The organism is Pseudomonas syringae pv. tomato str. DC3000, from assembly GCF_000007805.1.
Classification (GTDB): domain Bacteria; phylum Pseudomonadota; class Gammaproteobacteria; order Pseudomonadales; family Pseudomonadaceae; genus Aquipseudomonas; species Aquipseudomonas avellanae.
In genome coordinates, this window is the sequence record NC_004578.1 from 4,910,821 (window position 1) to 4,929,646 (window position 18,826).

19 protein-coding genes are annotated in these 18,826 nt (G+C 59.7%); 10 read left to right on the top strand and 9 right to left on the bottom strand.

The window, feature by feature from the left end:
- The first annotated feature begins 41 nt into the window (after positions 1-41).
- A complete protein-coding gene (locus tag PSPTO_RS22535; protein WP_007247571.1) occupies positions 42-1,019 on the top strand; it encodes an IS5-like element ISPssy family transposase in 978 nt (325 codons plus the stop codon).
- Positions 1,020-1,187: 168 nt separating this feature from the next.
- Here PSPTO_RS22535 and PSPTO_RS22540 read toward each other — a convergent pair whose 3' ends face one another.
- The 5 genes from PSPTO_RS22540 to PSPTO_RS22560 all read right to left on the bottom strand — a co-directional run bounded on the left by PSPTO_RS22540 (position 1,188) and on the right by PSPTO_RS22560 (position 5,040).
- The gene (locus tag PSPTO_RS22540) at positions 1,188-1,673 is read right to left on the bottom strand and encodes a hypothetical protein (protein WP_011104975.1); all 486 of its coding nucleotides are present in this window, start codon (positions 1,671-1,673) and stop codon (positions 1,188-1,190) included.
- A 104-nt stretch (positions 1,674-1,777) separates the two neighbouring features.
- The gene (locus tag PSPTO_RS22545; protein ID WP_007246215.1) at positions 1,778-2,935 is read right to left on the bottom strand and encodes a phospholipase D-like domain-containing protein; all 1,158 of its coding nucleotides are present in this window, start codon (positions 2,933-2,935) and stop codon (positions 1,778-1,780) included.
- A 1-nt stretch (position 2,936) separates the two neighbouring features.
- Positions 2,937-3,518, bottom strand: a complete 582-nt coding sequence (locus PSPTO_RS22550) for a YceI family protein (protein WP_011104976.1) — start codon at positions 3,516-3,518, stop codon at positions 2,937-2,939.
- Positions 3,519-3,598: 80 nt separating this feature from the next.
- Complete coding sequence (locus PSPTO_RS22555) at positions 3,599-3,937, bottom strand: hypothetical protein (RefSeq protein WP_011104977.1); 339 nt, start codon at positions 3,935-3,937, stop codon at positions 3,599-3,601.
- On the bottom strand, positions 3,934-5,040 hold the full coding sequence (locus PSPTO_RS22560; RefSeq protein WP_010218977.1) for a serine hydrolase domain-containing protein: 1,107 nt from the start codon (positions 5,038-5,040) through the stop codon (positions 3,934-3,936). The genes PSPTO_RS22555 and PSPTO_RS22560 overlap by 4 nt, the downstream gene beginning before the upstream one ends.
- A 377-nt stretch (positions 5,041-5,417) precedes the next feature.
- Between PSPTO_RS22560 and olsB the strand changes: the two genes are divergently transcribed.
- Positions 5,418-6,173, top strand: a complete 756-nt coding sequence (gene olsB / locus PSPTO_RS22565) for an L-ornithine N(alpha)-acyltransferase (RefSeq protein WP_005768625.1) — start codon at positions 5,418-5,420, stop codon at positions 6,171-6,173.
- Positions 6,173-6,979, top strand: a complete 807-nt coding sequence (locus tag PSPTO_RS22570; RefSeq protein WP_005768622.1) for a lysophospholipid acyltransferase family protein — start codon at positions 6,173-6,175, stop codon at positions 6,977-6,979. The genes olsB and PSPTO_RS22570 overlap by 1 nt, the downstream gene beginning before the upstream one ends.
- On the opposite strand, the gene PSPTO_RS22575 is transcribed toward PSPTO_RS22570, so the two are convergent.
- Positions 6,937-7,536 (bottom strand): ACP phosphodiesterase, encoded by a 600-nt coding sequence (locus tag PSPTO_RS22575; protein ID WP_005768620.1) that lies wholly within the window; start codon positions 7,534-7,536, stop codon positions 6,937-6,939. The genes PSPTO_RS22570 and PSPTO_RS22575 overlap by 43 nt on opposite strands.
- A 164-nt stretch (positions 7,537-7,700) precedes the next feature.
- Here PSPTO_RS22575 and PSPTO_RS22580 point away from each other — a divergent pair, with 164 nt between their 5' ends.
- The 3 genes from PSPTO_RS22580 to PSPTO_RS22590 are packed head-to-tail and all read left to right on the top strand — an operon-like array spanning position 7,701 to position 10,285.
- Positions 7,701-8,015, top strand: a complete 315-nt coding sequence (locus tag PSPTO_RS22580) for an ArsR/SmtB family transcription factor (RefSeq protein ID WP_011104978.1) — start codon at positions 7,701-7,703, stop codon at positions 8,013-8,015.
- Positions 8,016-8,047: 32 nt separating this feature from the next.
- On the top strand, positions 8,048-9,214 hold the full coding sequence (locus tag PSPTO_RS22585) for an MFS transporter (protein WP_011104979.1): 1,167 nt from the start codon (positions 8,048-8,050) through the stop codon (positions 9,212-9,214).
- Positions 9,215-9,235: 21 nt separating this feature from the next.
- Positions 9,236-10,285, top strand: a complete 1,050-nt coding sequence (locus PSPTO_RS22590) for an alkene reductase (protein WP_011104980.1) — start codon at positions 9,236-9,238, stop codon at positions 10,283-10,285.
- Between the two features lie 90 nt (positions 10,286-10,375).
- On the opposite strand, the gene PSPTO_RS22595 is transcribed toward PSPTO_RS22590, so the two are convergent.
- The 3 genes from PSPTO_RS22595 to PSPTO_RS22605 all read right to left on the bottom strand — a co-directional run bounded on the left by PSPTO_RS22595 (position 10,376) and on the right by PSPTO_RS22605 (position 13,292).
- Positions 10,376-11,245, bottom strand: coding sequence for an ATPase (locus PSPTO_RS22595; protein WP_011104981.1), 870 nt, complete (start codon positions 11,243-11,245; stop codon positions 10,376-10,378).
- A gap of 83 nt (positions 11,246-11,328) precedes the next feature.
- A complete protein-coding gene (locus PSPTO_RS22600; RefSeq protein WP_046463422.1) occupies positions 11,329-12,321 on the bottom strand; it encodes an NAD-dependent epimerase/dehydratase family protein in 993 nt (330 codons plus the stop codon).
- Between the two features lie 71 nt (positions 12,322-12,392).
- Positions 12,393-13,292 (bottom strand): LysR family transcriptional regulator ArgP, encoded by a 900-nt coding sequence (locus PSPTO_RS22605; RefSeq protein ID WP_011104983.1) that lies wholly within the window; start codon positions 13,290-13,292, stop codon positions 12,393-12,395.
- A gap of 95 nt (positions 13,293-13,387) precedes the next feature.
- Here PSPTO_RS22605 and PSPTO_RS22610 point away from each other — a divergent pair, with 95 nt between their 5' ends.
- The 4 genes from PSPTO_RS22610 to PSPTO_RS22625 all read left to right on the top strand — a co-directional run bounded on the left by PSPTO_RS22610 (position 13,388) and on the right by PSPTO_RS22625 (position 18,736).
- Positions 13,388-13,990: a LysE/ArgO family amino acid transporter gene (locus PSPTO_RS22610; protein ID WP_005768608.1), complete on the top strand. Its 603-nt coding sequence runs from the start codon at positions 13,388-13,390 to the stop codon at positions 13,988-13,990.
- 192 nt (positions 13,991-14,182) lie between these two features.
- Positions 14,183-14,764, top strand: coding sequence for a superoxide dismutase [Fe] (gene sodB, locus PSPTO_RS22615; RefSeq protein ID WP_003380941.1), 582 nt, complete (start codon positions 14,183-14,185; stop codon positions 14,762-14,764).
- 386 nt (positions 14,765-15,150) lie between these two features.
- Complete coding sequence (locus PSPTO_RS22620) at positions 15,151-17,202, top strand: putative bifunctional diguanylate cyclase/phosphodiesterase (protein WP_011104985.1); 2,052 nt, start codon at positions 15,151-15,153, stop codon at positions 17,200-17,202.
- 175 nt (positions 17,203-17,377) lie between these two features.
- A complete protein-coding gene (locus PSPTO_RS22625) occupies positions 17,378-18,736 on the top strand; it encodes an imelysin family protein (RefSeq protein WP_007246223.1) in 1,359 nt (452 codons plus the stop codon).
- Positions 18,737-18,826 lie beyond the last annotated feature (90 nt).

Below are 18,826 nucleotides of genomic sequence, written 5' to 3' on the forward strand. Positions count from 1 at the left end.
ATTTGGCAAAATACCCCAACACCTTTCACCGAGCTTCCCTGATGAAACAGATGACCTTCGCCGATGCCGAGTACGCGGGTAAACGTAAGCATACCCGCCGCGAGCGCTTTCTCATCGAGATGGATCAGGTTGTGCCCTGGAAAGGCTTGATTGCCCTTATCGAACCACATTATCCAAAGGGCGAAGGTGGCCGTCCGGCTTATCCGCTGATGGCGATGCTGCGTATTCACCTGATGCAGAACTGGTTTGGTTACAGCGATCCGGCGATGGAGGAAGCACTTTACGAGACAACGATCCTGCGCCAGTTCGCAGGGTTGAGTCTGGATCGAATCGCCGATGAAACCACGATTCTCAACTTCCGGCGTCTGTTGGAAAAGCATGAGTTGGCAGGCGGGATTTTGCAGGTCATCAATGGCTATCTGGGTGATCGAGGTTTGATGCTGCGCCAAGGTACGGTGGTCGATGCGACGATCATTCATGCGCCGAGCTCGACCAAGAACAAGGACGGCAAACGCGATCCCGAAATGCATCAGACGAAGAAAGGAAACCAGTATTTCTTCGGCATGAAAGCGCATATCGGCGTCGATGCCGAGTCGGGTTTAGTCCATAGCCTGGTGGGTACTGCGGCGAATGTGGCGGACGTGACTCAGGTTGATCAATTGCTACATGGTGAGGAAACCTATGTCAGCGGTGATGCGGGCTACACCGGCGTGGACAAGCGTGCGGAGCATCAGGATCGTCAGATGATCTGGTCAATTGCGGCCCGCCCAAGCCGTTATAAAAAGCATGGCGAGAAAAGTTTGATCGCACGGGTCTATCGCAAAATCGAGTTCACGAAAGCCCAGTTACGGGCGAAGGTTGAACATCCGTTTCGCGTGATCAAGCGCCAGTTTGGTTATACGAAAGTCCGGTTTCGCGGGCTGGCTAAAAACACCGCGCAACAGGCTACTCTGTTTGCCTTGTCGAACCTTTGGATGGTGCGAAAACGGCTGCTGGCGATGGGAGAGGTGCGCCTGTAATGCGGAAAAACGCCTTGGAAAGGTGCTGTTTGAAGGAAAATCGATGAGTTAAGAGCGGAAAACGTCTAATTATCTGATCGGGCGAGCTTTTTTTGAACCTCAGGCCATGAGAGCGTCAAAAATCGATGCCTACTTCAGACCTTCCTTAGAGGCATGCTGTCCCGCACATTATCGATAGGGCGGGGACACATCATGCTGATTCAATGTAATCCGATAGCTCTTCAACGTTTCGCCCTCACTAATGTACTGCTTGCTGAAATACTGATAAACAGCGCCCGCTACCTCTACGCCCACACCGTTGGGTGTGTCAGAAATCTTTACGTCGCTCAGTTCGCTGTCCGTCAGCAGGAAGAGACTGTCTTCGTTCAATGCCTTCAACACTTCCGAATCGCTGCCTTCAAGGCGTTTACTAATGTAAAACCGCAATGTATTCAGATCTGTCGCGGGTGCAAGGTAGCGTGTGATGTAAAGCCAGTCACCCTGCGGCAGCTCACGCTTCATCACCACTTCGTCAGCGCCCGACCTACTGTCCAGATAGTCGAACAGAGTCAGCTTTAAGACCACAATCGAGACCAGCAACCAGAAGAAAAACTTATAGTTGAATTTAAGATTAAGGCTTTCCTGCTTTGGCCCGTCGTTCCTTTCGTTACCCACTTTCCGTCCTTTTCCCTGCAAACGCGCTCAATCCGGGGGGCGCGTTTCGATGTCGATAAAAAGGAGATGCCAATGCGGGGCCAAAGCCAGCCCCGCTCACCCCCTCAATTACGCTGATCCAACAAGTTAACCACCAGCCGGTCAATCCAGCCCCACAGGCGCTGTTTGACGCGTCGCCACAGGGGCCGGGCTTTCCAGTCTTCCAGGGTGATTTCGGTGCTCAGGGCGAAGTCTTTTTCGAAGCTGGCGGCTACGTCCCGGGTCAGGCCTGGATCGTGGGCTTCGAGGTTGGCTTCCAGGTTGAAGTGCAGGTTCCAGTGATCGAAGTTGCACGAGCCGATGCTTACCCAGTCGTCGATCAGGACCATTTTCAGGTGCAGAAAGCACGGCTGGTATTCAAAGACTTTGACCCCGGCGCGGAGCAGGCGCGGGTAGTAGCGGTGACCGGCGTAGCGCACGGACGGGTGATCGGTGCGCGGCCCGGTCAGCAGCAAACGTACATCGACACCACGCGCCGCCGCGCTGCGCAATGCGCGGCGGACTTTCCAGGTGGGCAGAAAATACGGTGTCGCCAGCCAGATGCGTTTCTGGCCGCTGTGCAGGGTGCGCACCAGCGATTGCAGAATGTCCCGGTGCTGGCGGGAGTCGGCATACGCTACCCGCCCCAGCCCCTCGCCAGTGACAGGCGCTTTGGGCAGGTGATCGAGACCAAAGTTTTGTTTCGGGCGCCAGGCAAAGCGTCGGGCGTTGGCGTGAAACTGACGGTCGAACAGCGCTTGCCAGTCGAGCACCAGCGGCCCGGCGATTTCCACCATGACCTCGTGCCACTGGCTGACATCCTTGTCGGGCTCCCAGAATTCGTCGGTTACACCGGTGCCGCCGACCACGGCAAGGGCCTTGTCCACCACCAGTATCTTGCGATGGTCGCGGTAGAAATTGCGCACGCCGCGCCGCCAGTGGATCGGGTTGTAAAAGCGCAGGATGACGCCTGCGTCAGTCAGCTGTTTGCGCAGCCCGGCATCAAACGCTTTCGAGCCGAAATCGTCAAACAGGCAGCGCACGATCACACCGCGCCTGCCCGCCTCGACCAGCGCCCGCACCACCGCATCGGCGCAGGCCCCGGCTTCGACCAGGTACAGCTCCAGATCGACCTGCTGCTCTGCGCGATCGATGGCTGCAATCATGCGCGGGAAAAAAGCCGGGCCATCAATCAGCAATTGAAAGCGGCTGTCTTCACGCCACGGAAAAATCGCACCGTTCATATCAGCGCGCCGAGAAGATCAGGACAGCCCCGACCGGGACCGACAGGCTGACGGCCGACAGCCCTGTTGCACTGCGCAGGGCATTGAAGTCCGGGACCATATCGAAGTCCTGAGCATGCAGCACCAGCGGCTCCAGGGTGACCACTTGAAAGCGACGCTCATCAAGACGCGTGGCAAGCAGTTCAGCGTTATAGCTGTGGCTCTTGCCGCGCAGGCTGACGGTCAGCGGCAAGCGCAGTTCCAGCTGCGCGCCGGGCGCCAGGGCATTGATGGGGCGCATGTCGAGTTGAGCGCTGATCTGTGCGGCCGGGAACCTGCCCACCTGAAACACTTGCTCGCGAAGGCGCTCATCACGCAGGGGGATGCCAGTGCTGACCGACTCGGTCTCGACCTCCACTTCAGCCAGCCCTTTGCTGGTGACCTTGCCGTGCAACACCAGAAAGCGATGTACTTCGGCAATATCGGCGTTTTTGGTCGAAGTGAACGAGAGTCGCGACGACTCGTTATCCAGGTACCAGCTCGCATGGGCAGGTAACGCCACTGCGGCCAGCATGACCAGCAGCAGGCGATTCAGGTTGTTCATGCAAACTCCAGACGTGCGATTGGCGGCTACCTTACCGCCTGTCAGACCTCCGGCAAACCGCTATGTTCGGCCTGATTTTTTTACGGCGTTGACGGCAACAGGCGGCAGCCCTGCCGCTCACCTTGCCACGACGCGCTGCTGGTCCGCCCAAGCCCACTGGCCACGACTTTTTTCTGCGCGGCGTCGTCCGTCAGGATGCTGGGCACGTACTGTTTGGCGTAGCTGCGGCAATACGCTTCGGGGTTGTTCATCACGTACCGGCACGAGCAATACTCCTTGGCGGTGTAAGCACTGATGATGGTCGGGAACGCCTGCAGGTTCACGCGGTACTGCCAGGCAAGCACAGCGAGGGCAGCAGCAATCAGCAATAGCAGGCTGCTAAACGGGCGACGCAGAATGAAGAGTCGACGGCTGTTCATTGGCCAGCCTCCTTGCCGAATGCAGCGTGTGTCAGCTTGAGCATTTGGTTGTGGTTGTAGGTGCCGTCACGGTCATCGGCGTAGCGCACGATCACCAGTTTCTGGCTGGGAATGACATACAGCGCCTGCCCCCAATGCCCCAATGCGGCAAACGTATCGGGGGGCGCATCCGGCCACGGCCCTTTGCCGCCATCGGCACTACGATTAAGCCACCATTGGCCGCCGGGCACTTCAACGCCCGCGTCCACTTGCTCGCCTGCGAAGGGCCTGAGCACAAAATCGATCCATTCCTTGTTGAGTAATTGCCGCCCCTGCCATTCCCCGCCACGCTGCATCAACAGGCCAATGCGTGCCAGATCGCGCGCGGTCATGTAGGCATAGGACGAACCGACAAATGTGCCACTGGCGTCGGTTTCCCACACCGCACTGCGAATGCCGAGCGGGTCGAACAGCGCGGTCCACGGATAATCCGGGTACGCCTGTGGCCCGACCATGTTTTTCAATGCAGCAGCCAGCACCGTGCTGTCGCCGCTGGAGTACAGGTACGCCTTGCCCGGCGGTCCGGCTGCGGCATGCTCGGCGGTAAAGCGCGCCATGTCGTTACGCCCCCGTGTGTAGAGCATGGCGACGACAGAGGAGTTGAGCGGTGCGTATTCGTAGTCTTCCTGCCAGTCGAGACCTGAGGCCCAGTGCATCAGATCCGTGAGGGTGATATCGGGATGGCTCTGGAATGGCGCATAGAACTTCGCGACCGGATCACTCAGTTGAAAGCGCCCTTCTGTGAAGGCCACGCCAAGCACAGTGGCCATGATGCTTTTGCTGATTGACCAGGTCAGGTGCGGGGTCTGGGCATTGGTGACGCCAGCATAGCGCTCATAGACTACTTCGCCGTCGCGGATCACCAGCAGCGCATCGGTGCGGATGCCTTTGCGCGTGGCCTCGTCACGGGGCGGGAAGGCGTAGGCCTCGAGTTCTTCGATTGCCGCCGATCGCGGTACAGGCTGAGAGGACCATTGCTCTGTCGGCCATGTTTGAGCAACGACGCCCTGGGCACTTAAACCCAGGATCAGAACCAGACACAGGCGGACAAATCTACGCAGCATGACAGGGCCTCTACAGAATAATCCGCATACCGTACCAGCGTTTCATGACAGTCAGCCATTACCTCGGGAGAGGACGCAGAGCGTCCAGAACGGCATACCCACGCGGAGCATGGGCACGATGGTGATCCTTCGAACACCGCTCGTTCCTCACGCTACAGTGGGAATGTATTTGCGTGACGCTCTGCGTCACAAATCTGCGCCGCCCTGCAACCTTCAAGACCTGAAGCAGAGGAAATGGCCGCAGCGTTTCTCGTCACATAACCATCACCAAAGCTTCACAGCCATGACACGCCATCTCCCTAGCCTGCAACTACGGCAAAGCGCCTGGACAAATCAGTCAACCAGCCACACCTGCAGGCTGGCTCATGGAGATTCGTATGACCCAGATCGCCCGCATTCGTGACAACACTTCTGAACGTCGTCTTCAGGCCGAACGCCTGATTGGAGCGCGCGCCTTGCAGGAAGCACAGGCCTTGCGTTTCAGTGTGTTCAGCGAAGAGTTCAACGCCCGCCTCAAGGGTGCTGAACAAGGCCTGGATATCGACGACTACGATATCCACTGCTCGCACATCGGGGTTCGCGATCTGAACACCGGGCGTCTGGTGGCCACCACGCGATTGCTCGACCATAAGGCAGCCAACACGCTTGGCAGCTTTTACAGCGAAGAAGAGTTCAGCCTGCATGGCCTGGCGCATCTGCAAGGCCCGATTCTGGAACTGGGGCGCACCTGTGTTGATCCGGCCTACCGCAACGGCGGCACCATCGCGGTGTTGTGGAGCGAACTGGCCGAAGTGCTCAACGAAGGCGGCTACAGCTACCTTATGGGCTGCGCGAGCATCCCGATGCAGGACGGCGGTATTCAGGCCCACGCAATCATGCAGCGCCTGCGCGAACGCTACCTGTGCAACGAACACCTGCGCGCCGAGCCGAAGAACCCGCTGCCAACGCTCGACATCCCGAGCAACGTGATCTGCGAGATGCCCCCGCTGCTTAAGGCCTACATGCGCCTGGGTGCCAGGATTTGCGGCGAGCCGTGCTGGGACGAAGATTTTCAGGTCGCCGACGTGTTCATTCTGCTCAAGCGCGACGACTTGTGCCCGCGCTACGCCCGCCACTTCAAGGCGGCAGTGTAATGAGCCGGTTACGCGGTTATGCCCGCGTGATCCGTGTGCTGCTGGTGGTGGCGCTCGGGCTGACGATAGCCGGGACGTTCGCGATTCTGGAACGCACCAGAATCGGCGGCTCGATGGAACGCAGGCAGCGCTGGAGCCGCTGGTTCATGGCGCGCTTGACCAATGCCCTGCCGTTTCGCGTGACCGTGACTGGCGAACTGCCCAGCCAGCCGATGCTGTGGGTCAGCAACCATGTGTCCTGGACCGACATCGCCCTGCTGGGCATGCTCGCACCGCTGTCGTTTCTGTCCAAAGCCGAGGTGCGGACCTGGCCGGTGGCAGGCTGGCTGGCCTTGAAAGCCGGAACGCTGTTCATTCGTCGTGGGTCGGGCGACAGCCGCCTGATTCAGAAGCAGATGTGCAATCACCTGCAACAAGGCAACGCACTGCTGATCTTCCCGGAAGGCACCACCACCGACGGCAAAAGCCTGCGCACCTTCCACGGTCGCCTGCTGTCCAGCGCCATCGAAGCGGGTGTGCCGATCCAGCCGGTCGCCATCGGCTATTCGCGTGATGGCAAGCCGGACCCGATTGCTCCGTTCATTGGTGACGATGATCTGCTGTCGCACCTGCGTCGGCTGTTCGCCAACGAGCAAAGCGACGTGCACATTCATTTACTGACGCCGATCCCGACGGCGGATCAGGAACGCGCCGCCCTGGCCTTCAAGGCCCAGCAGGCCGTGCAGATGGCATTGTTTGGTGAACCCGTGATCGGCAAACCGGTTCAACCGGCTGAAGTGGTCTCGCGCCCGGCCAGAGCGGCCTGAGCGAACGCCTCCAGTTGCGGATAGAACTCGGCGAAATCGGCACTCAAGGGCTGGTACAGCGCCTGCAATTCCTGCATGCCGCCCGCCAGCCCTTCGGGTCGTGACAGGCGTCGGGATATCCCGTTCAGCACCTGCTCAAGCACCGCAAAATCCCGATACGAACCCAGCCAGTCCTGAGCGGCCATACGCGGTGCGATCAGCGCCAGGCGCTCGGGCAATTGCGGTTCGGTAGCCAGCGTGCCATAGACCTTGCGGGTGAACGCGTCCAACGGCATGTCCGCATAACGGTGCCAGTCACGCGCCAGACAATGGTCGAAAAAAACATCGAGCATAATGCCTGCGTACCGACGCCGCTGGGCCGGGAAACGAGCAATCGATGCCTTGATCAGCGGATGATTGTCGGTGAAGGCATCAATGCGCCGATGCAGGCGAATGGCGGCTTCAAGCTCCGCAGGAAAACGCCCCGGCAATGGACCTTTGACGAAGTCGCCATACAGGCTGCCGAGCAGTTGCGCGGGCCGATGCCCGCCTAGATGAAGATGCGCCAGATAGTTCATGGTGCCAAGCCTACGCCGCTTTCGGGTTGCCGGTCCATATATCGATATAACCCGATATACCGATTTGTCTGCTTCTAAGCACAAAATCATATTTGTATATCGCGAAATACAGATATAAGGTTCGCCCTATCGCGATATATCGCTACACCGCCTGTGAGAACGACATGCCGATCGACCTCGACGACATAATAAAAGCCCTGGCCCACCCGGTCCGCCGAGAAATCCTGACCTGGCTGAAGGACCCGCGCACGACTTTTCCTGCGCAGGAACACTCGATCGAACACGGCGTCTGCGCCGGCCAGATCGATCAGCGCGCAGGATTGTCCCAATCCACCGTGTCGGCCCACTTGGCGACGCTGCAACGCGCCGGCCTGATCAGCAGCAAGAAAGTTGGCCAATGGCACTTCTTCAGACGCAACGAAGAAGTCATCGAAGCGTTCGTGCAGGCGCTGATCAAAGAGCTGAACAACCCGACCTGATTTTTCACCTTTTGCTTTCCCGGAGATGCCCCGTGCCCCTTTCGCTACTCATTCTGGCCCTGAGCGCCTTCGCCATCGGCACCACTGAATTCGTCATCATGGGCCTGTTGCCTGACGTTGCCGCCGACCTGGGCGTTTCCATCCCCGGCGCTGGCTGGCTGGTGACCGGCTACGCGCTCGGCGTGGCGGTTGGCGCACCGTTCATGGCCATGGCCACCGCCAAACTGCCGCGCAAAGCCGCGCTGGTCACGCTGATGGGAATTTTCATCATCGGCAATCTGCTCTGCGCGCTGGCCAGTGACTACAACGTGCTGATGTTCGCCCGTGTAGTGACTGCACTGTGCCACGGCGCATTCTTCGGCATCGGTTCGGTCGTGGCGGCAGGACTGGTGCCTGCCAACCGTCGCGCATCGGCGGTGGCCTTGATGTTCACCGGCCTGACCCTGGCCAACGTGCTGGGCGTGCCATTGGGTACCGCGCTGGGTCAATACGCAGGCTGGCGCTCGACCTTCTGGGCGGTCACCGTCATCGGCGTGATCGCGCTGATCGGCCTGATTCGCTACCTGCCGACCAACCGCAACGAAGAAAAGCTCGACATGCGCGCCGAACTGGCTGCACTCAAAGGTGCCGGTATCTGGCTGTCGCTAACCATGACCGCGCTGTTTTCAGCCTCCATGTTCACTCTGTTTACCTACATCGCCCCGCTGCTCGGCGAGGTGACCGGCGTATCGCCCCAAGGCGTGACCTGGACCCTGCTGCTGATCGGCCTGGGCCTGACAGCCGGTAACGTGATCGGCGGCAAGATGGCTGACCGCCGTGTGTCGACGACGCTGATTGCCGTGTTCGTGTCGATGGCGGTTATCTCGACCGCGCTGAGCTGGACCAGCGCCGCGCTGATCCCGACTGAAATCACCCTTTTCCTCTGGGCCGTCGCAGCCTTCGCTGCGGTCCCGGCATTGCAGATCAACGTGGTGACCTTCGGCAAGGCCGCACCCAATCTGGTTTCAACCTTGAACATCGGCGCCTTCAACGTCGGCAATGCACTGGGCGCGTGGGTCGGTGGCAGCGTTATCGCCCACGGCCTTGGCCTGACCAGCGTGCCATTGGCCGCCGCCGTGCTGGCCGTGCTGGCGCTGCTGATCACGCTGATTACTTTTCGCCAGACCGGCAACCCCGATCTGGCACCGGCTACACACTGATCAATCACGAGGATTCGACACATGACGACTATCTTTGACCCGATCACCCTTGGCGATCTGCAACTGCCCAACCGCATTATCCTGGCCCCGCTGACCCGTTGCCGCGCAGACGAAGGCCGCGTGCCCAATGCATTGATGTCCGAGTATTACGTGCAGCGTGCTTCTGCAGGCCTGATCCTGACTGAAGCCACGTCGGTCACGCCGATGGGTGTGGGTTACCCGGATACACCCGGCATCTGGTCCAACGATCAGGTGCGTGGCTGGAGCAATATCACCCAGGCCGTGCATAACGCTGGGGGGCGCATCGTGCTGCAGTTGTGGCACGTGGGCCGTATTTCCCACCCTTCATACCTGAACGGCGAGACGCCGGTCGCGCCGAGTGCCATTGCTGCCCAAGGCCATGTCAGCCTGATGCGTCCGATCACCCCGCTGCCAACGCCACGTGCGCTGGAACTGGCTGAAATCGGTGACATCGTCGAGGCCTATCGGGTCGGTGCAGAAAACGCCAAGGCAGCAGGCTTTGACGGCGTGGAAGTTCACGGCGCAAACGGCTACCTGCTTGAACAGTTCCTGCTGACCGGCTCCAACCAGCGCACAGACCAGTACGGTGGGTCGTTGGAAAATCGTGCCCGCCTGCTGCTGGAAGTGACCGACGCTGTGATTGATGTCTGGGGCGCTGGCCGTGTAGGCGTGCACCTCTCCCCTCGTTTCGACATGCACAACATGAGTGATGAAAACCGCGCTGAAACCTTCAGCTACGTTGCCAAAGAACTCGGCAAGCGCGGTATCGCGTTCATCTGCGCCCGTGAGCGTGATGCTGAAGACAGCCTCGGCCCACAGTTGAAGAAGGATTTCGGCGGCGTTTACATCGCCAACGAGAAATTCACCAAGGACAGCGCCAACGCCTGGCTGGCTGAAGGCAAGGCCGATGCGTTCGCGTTTGGTGTGCCGTACATCGCCAACCCGGACCTGCCTGAGCGTCTGGCCAGCGATGCGCCGCTCAACGAAGCGCACCCGGAAACGTTCTATGGCAAAGGGCCGGTCGGCTACATCGACTACCCACGTTTGTAATACGCCGCTGCAACGAAAAAAACCCTGACGCGCGAGCATCAGGGTTTTTTTCTGTCCGCTGTAGTACCGCCACGGGCGCGGCGGCCAGCTTTAACGGCGTGCGTTGAGCTGCTGCGACAGGTTCTGAATCTGGCTGGTGAGGGTATTGATGTTGCGCGTTACCTGAGCACGAAACGCATCGAACTCGGCGGTGTTGCCACCTGCCGACGGCGCAGGACGGTTTTCCTGCTCGCTTTTGAGCACCATCAAATCCTGCTCCAGGCGCTCGACGGCGGCCGACGGGTTACCCTGCTTTTTCAGCGTCGCGACATCGGCTGCCACGCTTTTGATCTGCGCATCCAGTTTGCCCTGATCGGCCTGTGCGCTTTTCACATCGGGCAATGCGGCTTTCAGCGTGGCCAGGTCAGCGACGACGCTTTTGAGCTGCTCCTGCAATTGCGCATTTTCACTCTGTTGCTGGGCGGTCTGCGCGGCCATTTGCTCCAGGCGCTTGTCGAGGCTGCCCTGCTGGCCTTCAAAGCCTTCGCGTTGTTTATCCTGGTCTTCCAGTTGCGCTTCGAGCAGCTTTATACGTTGCTTGAGCGCCTCGCCATCACTGGACAGGGATTCGTTGGCGACCACCTTGCCGGAGATATCCTGCAAGCGCCCCGCCGCGTCTTCACTGATGCGCGCAAAGCTTTCTTGCGTGGCGACCAGTTGCTGCTCCATCAGCGAGACCTGCTGAAAGCTCCACCAGCCCAGACCGCAGAAGGCAATAAACAATGCGCCAACCAACGCCCACAACGGCCCGGTACTCGGCCCCTTGACCTTGACCACAGGTGTGGTGCGCGAATAGACAGTAGTGCGCTCACGTGCACCATTGCTCGGCGCGAAGTCGTCATCGTCGTCCTTGGCACTCAGGCTTGGGACGTCATCGACGTCATCGACGTCATCGACGTCATCGTACGGATCGTTACGCATGAATAACCCTTCTGGAAGCTGTAAGACCAAAGTGGGCAGTATAACAACAGCGCCTGATCAATCTCACTGTGCCACTACCGTATTCAGATTGCGTGCTGTGCCTGCCACCAGCCACAGAACTCATCCAGCGCCGTCCACAGGCTGACCTGCGGCTGATAATCCAGATAATGCCTGGCACGGCTGATATCAAGCGTGAAGTCCTTGTTCATGACCTGCATGCCCAATCGTGACAGGGTAGGTTCAGGTCGGCCCGGCCACAGCATACAGGCACCTTCGTTGATCGCCGCCGCGCTGTAGGCCAGCCCGTAGGAACGATAACGGGTGACCTGCGGCAAGTGCATCTGCCGCATCACATAATTGATGGCGTCCCACAACGGGACCGGCGTGACGTTGCTGATGTTGTAGGCCTTGCCCAAGGCCGAACCGGTTGCCAGCAAACTGCTCAACAGTGCTTCGTTGAGATTCTGCATGCTGGTGAAATCCACCACATTCAGGCCGTTGCCGACGATGGACAGGCGCTTTTTGCGCTGCATGTGCAACAGCCGCGGGAAAATACTGTTATCACCTGCCCCGGTCACGAAACGCGGCCGCAGGGCAATCACCTCAAGCCCGAACTCCTCGGCACCGAACACCTTCTGTTCGGCCAGGTACTTGGTGGCCGCATAGTGATTATGAAAGCGCTTGGGCACCTGCTCTTCCTTGATGCCCAAGTGCGAGCGGCCATCAAAATAGATCGAGGGTGACGAAAGATGGACCAGCCTGCGTACTCTTTGTTTCAGGCAGCCCTCGACGATGTTTTCCGTGAGCTGCACGTTGCCCTGCATGAAATCCTGGCGACGCCCCCATACCCCGACCGAGCCTGCGCAATGCACCACGGCCTCCACGTCATCGCATAACGCCCGAACCAGATAAGGGTCTGCGAGGTCGCCCTGAATGAATTCGGCACCGCGCCTGACCAGATGCTCGACACCCTCGGCACGACGGCCATTGATCCGCACGCTCATGCCCTGCTCCAGGGCGAAACGCGCAAAGCGTCCGCCGATGAAGCCGCTTGCGCCGGTGACCAGAATCTTCATTTACCGCTCCGTTAACGCGTCTGCTGACAGGAGAAAAACCTGCCGCATTGATTACATATGATCGTTGACGATCACTCTTCACTCAACGGCACCAGCCAGCGGGCCGAGTGTTGCGCGAGCTGTTCGGTCAGTTGCGTCAGCAATTGGCCGCCGTTGCGCCAATGATGCCAGTAGAGCGGCACATCGATGCAGCGATCGGCCAGCAGCTCGCGCAGGGCGCCGCTGCCCAGTTGCCCGCGCACTTGCAGCTCGGGCACCAGCCCCCAGCCCATTCCGGCTTCGATCATGCGGATGAAACCTTCGGACGACGGGCACAGATGATGCTCGAAACCCTCCTGAACCCCAAGCGACGCCAGATAGCGGTGCTGGAGAAAATCGTCCGGCCCGTACACCAGCGCTGCGCACCTGACCAGTTTCTCGGGGCTCACGCCGTCCGGAAAATGCCGCTCGATAAATGCCGGACTGGCCACCGCACGATAGCGCATGGCGCCCAGCAACTGGCTACGCGCCCCGGCCACCGGCCGCTCGCTGCCACACAGGCAGGCCGCCACTTCACCGGCACGCATGCGCTTGAGCCCGACGTCCTGATCTTCGACCACCAGATCCAGCAGCAGACGGTGCCGGGTACAGAAGTCGCCGATGGCCGGTGCCCACCAGGTTGCCAGGCTGTCGGCATTCAAGGCGATCCGCAGACGCTCGGGCAGCCCCTCTTCATCAAGCGCCGGCACCTGACTTTGCAGGTCACGCTCCAGCAAACGCACCTGCTGCACATGGTTGAGCAGACGCCTGCCGATGTCGGTCGGAACAGGCGGCGTGGCGCGCACCAGTACCGGCTGACCAATGCGGGCCTCGAGCAATTTGATGCGCTGCGAGATGGCTGACTGGGACAGCCCGAGCACCTGAGCCGCGCGCTCGAACCCAGCCTGCTCGATCACAGCCGCCAGTGCCGATAACAGCTTGTAGTCGAACATCAGTTTTCCTAATGAGCGATGATGATTATTGGTTTTCCTTATAGCGCTCAACGCAGGAAAATCGCCACCTGAATCTGCTCAATGGAAACGTCTTTATGTGGCAAAGCTACTTCAACGGCCTGCTGATCGCGGCAGGCCTGATCATGGCTATCGGTACTCAAAATGCTTTCGTGCTGGCTCAGGGGCTGCGCCGTGAACATCACGTGCCCGTCGCGATGCTGTGCGTTGTCTGCGACGCCATTCTGGTGGCGGCTGGTGTTTTCGGCCTGGCCAATGTGCTGGCACACAACCCCACCTTGCTGGCGGTGGCGCGCTGGGGCGGCGTGATTTTCCTGACCTGGTACGGCCTGCAGGCATTGCGGCGCGCCTGCTCGCGGCAAAGTCTGGAGCACAGCGCAGCGGCGGGCACACGGTCACGTCGTACCGTGCTGCTCAGTGCGCTGGCCGTTACCCTGCTCAACCCGCATGTCTATCTGGACACCGTGCTGCTGATCGGCTCGCTCGGGGCGCAACAGAGCGTGCCGGGTGCCTATGTCGCAGGTGCCGCCAGCGCTTCGCTGTTATGGTTCTCGGCCCTCGCCATCGGCGCGGCATGGCTCGCCCCCTGGCTGGCACGCCCTGCTACATGGCGCATGCTTGACGTAATGATCGCTGTAATGATGTTCAGCGTAGCGTTCCAGTTGATCCGTTCAGCCTGAAAGGTTTCATGACCGTCGGGGCAATTGCGCTGGAACCTCTATCCCACACAGTTGTTGCGTGGTTAAGGCGCAGACCCGGTGCTATGATCCGGGGTCTGCGCCGCAAAAGAGTAAAACTCCCGGTGCATGCTGTATCTGGCCGCCCGTGATCGGCCGTGCGATTACCGCAATTGACCTGAAAGGAGATAAACCATGGCTTTTGAATTGCCACCACTGCCCTACGCCAAAGACGCTCTGGTGCCGCACATTTCTGCGGAGACTCTGGAATATCACCACGACAAGCACCACAACACCTACGTCGTGAACCTGAACAACCTGGTGCCCGGCACCGAGTTCGAAGGCAAGACCCTGGAAGAGATCATCAAGACTTCTTCGGGCGGTATCTTCAACAACGCCGCTCAGGTCTGGAACCACACGTTCTACTGGAACTGCCTGGCGCCTAACGCTGGCGGCGAGCCTACCGGCGCTCTGGCCGAGGCGATCAACACTGCATTCGGTTCCTTCGACAAGTTCAAGGAAGAGTTCAGCAAGACCTCCATCGGCACCTTCGGCTCCGGCTGGGGCTGGCTGGTGAAGAAAGCCGACGGCTCCCTGGCACTGGCCAGCACCATTGGTGCCGGCAACCCGCTGACCAGCGGCGACACGCCGTTGCTGACCTGCGATGTCTGGGAACACGCCTACTACATCGACTACCGCAACCTGCGTCCGAAGTACGTAGAAGCGTTCTGGAACCTGGTGAACTGGGACTTCGTGGCCAAGCAATACGCGGCCTGAGTCGAGCATCACTGAAAAACCCGGCCTTGCGCCGGGTTTTTTTATGCCTGCCTTTCAAGCACGCCGCCGGGCAATTTCCGAACCCTGAACAGCGACGAACATCGAGTGGCCAACCACGCGAATGACAAATGTTTTCGCCTGCCGCTCGTACATTGTGTATTGTCAGAAAACGCTAGCTGGCTCATATAACGATGTAAATTCTTTACAGTGTTCTGCTCAAGTTACGTGCATAGCCACCCGACATGCCTGAGTGGCTCGGCCCGGTGGGTGCAAGGAACGCAAAGATCAGCCTGGTGTGCCAGTTCTGACTCGGTCATGAAAGGCGCATCCGGTTTTTCCAGGGTCATGAGGCTATACGCCCTGCGACACGAACTAAGGAACGGCCATTGAAGCTGGAACTCAAGAACAGCCTGTCGGTAAAGTTGCTGCGCGTCGTACTGCTATCAGCGCTTCTGGTAGGCGTTGTGCTGAGCTGTGCGCAAATCGTCTTCGACGCGTACAAGACCCGTCATGCCGTGGAAACCGATGCCGAACGCATTCTCGGCATGTTCCGCGACCCCTCGACCCAGGCCGTCTACAGCCTGGACCGCGAGATGGGCATGCAGGTCATCGAAGGTCTGTTTCAGGACGATGCCGTGCGCATGGCCTCGATCGGGCACCCCAATGAAACCCTGCTTGCCGAAAAAGACCGCCCGCTGAAGGCCTCTTCCAGCCGCTGGCTGACCGATCTCATCCTTGGCCAGGAGCGCAGCTTCACCACTCAACTGGTGGGCCGCAGCCCTTACAGCGAGTATTACGGCGACCTGCGCATCACGCTGGACACCGCCAACTACGGCGAAGGTTTTCTGGTCAACGCCGGCATCATTTTCATTGCCGGCGTGCTGCGCGCACTGGCGATGGGGCTGGTGCTGTACCTGGTCTATCACTGGCTGTTGACCAAGCCGCTGTCAAAAATCATCGAACACCTTATTGCGATCAATCCGGACCGCCCCAGCGAACACCAGTTGCCGCTGCTCAAGGGCCATGAGAAAAACGAACTGGGCATCTGGGTCAACACCGCCAATCAGCTGCTGGCCTCTATCGAACGCCACACATACCTGCGCCACGAAGCCGAAAATAATCTACAGCGCATGGCGCAGTACGACTTTCTGACCGGCCTGCCCAACCGGCTGCAATTGCAGACCGGGCTGGACAGGATTCTGGAGAACGCCGGACGTCAGCAACACAGGGTCGCGATTCTTTGCGTGGGCCTGGACGACTTCAAGGGCATCAACGAGCAGTTCAGCTACCAGGCTGGCGACCAACTGCTGCTTGCACTGGCAGACCGGCTGCGCGCTCACAGCGGGCGCCTCGGTGCCCTGGCGCGATTGGGTGGTGATCAGTTTGCATTGGTGCAGGCCAGCATCGAGCAGCCGTATGAGGCGGCCGAACTGGCGCAGAAAATCCTCGACGAGCTTGAAGCCCCGTTTTCTGTGGGCGATCAGCAGATCCGTCTGCGCGCGACCATCGGTATCACCCTGTTCCCCGAAGACGGCGATAGCACTGAAAAGCTGCTGCAGAAAGCCGAACAGACCATGACGCTGGCCAAAGCCCGCTCGCGCAACCGGTATCAGTTCTACATCGCCAGCGTCGACAGCGAAATGCGCCGCCGCCGTGAGCTTGAAAAAGACCTGCGCGAAGCCCTGCCGCGCAATCAGTTGTACCTGGTCTATCAGCCGCAAATCAGTTACCGCGATCATCACGTGGTGGGCGTTGAGGCATTGATACGCTGGCAGCATCCAGAGCATGGCCTGGTGCCGCCAGACGTGTTCATCCCGCTGGCCGAGCAAAACGGCAGCATCATTGCCATCGGCGAATGGGTGCTTGATCAGGCCTGTCGCCAGTTGCGGGAATGGCTCGATCAGGGCTTCACCGACTTGCGCATGGCGGTCAACCTGTCGACAGTGCAACTGCACCATGCAGAGCTGCCGCGCGTGGTGAACAACCTGCTACAGATCTATCGCCTGCCGCCCCGCAGCCTGGAACTGGAAGTGACCGAAACCGGCCTTATGGAAGACATTAATACCGCCGCCCAACACCTGCTGAGCCTGCGGCGCTCCGGCGCATTGATCGCCATCGATGATTTCGGCACCGGCTATTCCTCGCTGAGCTACCTGAAAAGCCTGCCGCTGGACAAGATCAAGATCGACAAGAGCTTCGTTCAGGACCTGATTGACGACGACGATGACGCCACCATTGTGCGGGCAATCATCCAGTTGGGTAAAAGCCTGGGCATGCAAGTCATTGCCGAGGGCGTGGAAACGGTCGAGCAGGAAGCCTACGTTGTGGCCGAGGGCTGCCATGAAGGCCAGGGCTATCTGTACAGCAAGCCGCTGCCGGGCCGGGAACTGCTGACGTATCTGAAGCAAGTCCGACAAAGCAACACGGCGAGTCTCTGAACACCCGGCGGGGCTCGTCTTTCAAGCCGTCTTGAAACCGACTGTTACACCTGCTGGATGCCTGATCGCGACGACAAAGGCGTTTTGCCTTTACATCGAATGCAAATCTTTCGCATCATGTCGCAGATTTTATGGGCGCACACCGCCATCACCTTTATTGATGCAGGATTCCGTCATGATTCGTATGCCTCTGGCAACCGCTAGTCTGTTGGCCATCGCTATCTCTCTCGCCGGTTGCGGCGAAGGCAAGGACAAGGCTGCCGCGCCAGCACCTGCTGCTGCCCCGGCCGCTCCTGCTGCGGCGCCTGCGGCACCCGCTCCGGCCCCGGCCGCTGCTGCCCAGACCGACGACGCGGCTGCCAAGGCTGTCGTCGCCAACTACGCCAACATGGTGTCGGCGGTATTCGACGATGCCCAAGGCGCTGCGAAAAAACTGAGCACTGCCGTCGACGCGTTTCTGGCCAAGCCCAATGACGAAACCCTGAAAGCTGCTCGTGATGCGTGGGTCGCTGCGCGCGTGCCTTACATGCAGAGCGAAGTCTTCCGCTTCGGCAACACCATCATCGACGACTGGGAAGGACAGGTTAACGCCTGGCCCCTGGACGAAGGCCTGATCGACTATGTAGCCAAGGACTACCAGCACGCGCTGGGCAATCCGGGCGCTACCGCCAACATCATCGCCAACACCGAGATTCAGGTGGGTGAAGACAAGGTCGACGTCAAGGAAATCACCTCCGAGAAACTCGCCAGCCTGAACGAACTGGGCGGTTCGGAAGCCAACGTTGCCACCGGCTACCACGCCATCGAATTCCTGCTCTGGGGCCAGGACCTGAATGGCACCGGCCCTGGCGCCGGCGCTCGTCCGGCCAGCGACTACCTCGAAGGTGCCGGCGCAACTGGCGGCCACAACGATCGCCGCCGCACCTACCTCAAGGCCGTCACGGACCTGCTGGTCAGCGACCTGGAAGAAATGGCCGGCAACTGGAAAGCCGGTGTGGCAGATAACTACCGTGCAACCCTGGAAGCCGAGTCCGGCGAAAGCGGCCTGCGCAAGATGCTCTTCGGCATGGGCAGCCTGTCGCTGGGTGAACTGGCAGGCGAGCGCATGAAAGTCGCACTGGAAGCCAACTCCAGCGAAGACGAGCACGACTGCTTCAGCGACAACACGCACAACTCGCACTTTTACAACGGCAAAGGCATCCGCAACGTTTACCTGGGCGAATACACCCGCACTGACGGCAGCAAAGTCAGCGGCCCAAGCCTCTCGTCCCTGGTCGCCAAAGTAGACCCGGCCACCGACGCCACACTGCGCGCCGATCTGGACGACACCCAGGCCAAGTTGCAGGCCATTGTCGATCACGCCAACAAGGGTGAGCACTTTGACCAGTTGATCGGCGCAGGTAACACTGCCGGCAATCAAGTGGTACGTGACGCCATCGCTGCACTGGTCAAACAGACCGGCGCTATCGAGCAGGCCGCTGGCAAGCTCGGCATCACCGACCTGAACCCGGACAACGCTGATCACGAGTTCTGATAGAACCTGTTTGCGCTGTAACAATGAATGCCGGTCAGTTCGCTGACCGGCATTTTTTATGCCTGACCGGTGTGGATTTGAGGCTTGGCC

Excerpts from the sequence above, each read along its gene's own strand:
- PSPTO_RS22535 (WP_007247571.1), top strand. The coding sequence starts at position 42 with ATGAAACAGATGACCTTCGCCGATGCCGAGTACGCGGGTAAACGTAAG.
- PSPTO_RS22545 (WP_007246215.1), bottom strand. The coding sequence starts at position 2,935 with ATGAACGGTGCGATTTTTCCGTGGCGTGAAGACAGCCGCTTTCAATTG.
- PSPTO_RS22550 (WP_011104976.1), bottom strand. The coding sequence starts at position 3,518 with ATGAACAACCTGAATCGCCTGCTGCTGGTCATGCTGGCCGCAGTGGCG.
- PSPTO_RS22555 (WP_011104977.1), bottom strand. The coding sequence starts at position 3,937 with ATGAACAGCCGTCGACTCTTCATTCTGCGTCGCCCGTTTAGCAGCCTG.
- PSPTO_RS22560 (WP_010218977.1), bottom strand. The coding sequence starts at position 5,040 with ATGCTGCGTAGATTTGTCCGCCTGTGTCTGGTTCTGATCCTGGGTTTA.
- olsB (WP_005768625.1), top strand. The coding sequence starts at position 5,418 with ATGACCCAGATCGCCCGCATTCGTGACAACACTTCTGAACGTCGTCTT.
- PSPTO_RS22570 (WP_005768622.1), top strand. The coding sequence starts at position 6,173 with ATGAGCCGGTTACGCGGTTATGCCCGCGTGATCCGTGTGCTGCTGGTG.
- PSPTO_RS22575 (WP_005768620.1), bottom strand. The coding sequence starts at position 7,536 with ATGAACTATCTGGCGCATCTTCATCTAGGCGGGCATCGGCCCGCGCAA.
- PSPTO_RS22580 (WP_011104978.1), top strand. The coding sequence starts at position 7,701 with ATGCCGATCGACCTCGACGACATAATAAAAGCCCTGGCCCACCCGGTC.
- PSPTO_RS22590 (WP_011104980.1), top strand. The coding sequence starts at position 9,236 with ATGACGACTATCTTTGACCCGATCACCCTTGGCGATCTGCAACTGCCC.
- PSPTO_RS22595 (WP_011104981.1), bottom strand. The coding sequence starts at position 11,245 with ATGCGTAACGATCCGTACGATGACGTCGATGACGTCGATGACGTCGAT.
- PSPTO_RS22600 (WP_046463422.1), bottom strand. The coding sequence starts at position 12,321 with ATGAAGATTCTGGTCACCGGCGCAAGCGGCTTCATCGGCGGACGCTTT.
- PSPTO_RS22605 (WP_011104983.1), bottom strand. The coding sequence starts at position 13,292 with ATGTTCGACTACAAGCTGTTATCGGCACTGGCGGCTGTGATCGAGCAG.
- PSPTO_RS22610 (WP_005768608.1), top strand. The coding sequence starts at position 13,388 with ATGTGGCAAAGCTACTTCAACGGCCTGCTGATCGCGGCAGGCCTGATC.
- sodB (WP_003380941.1), top strand. The coding sequence starts at position 14,183 with ATGGCTTTTGAATTGCCACCACTGCCCTACGCCAAAGACGCTCTGGTG.
- PSPTO_RS22625 (WP_007246223.1), top strand. The coding sequence starts at position 17,378 with ATGATTCGTATGCCTCTGGCAACCGCTAGTCTGTTGGCCATCGCTATC.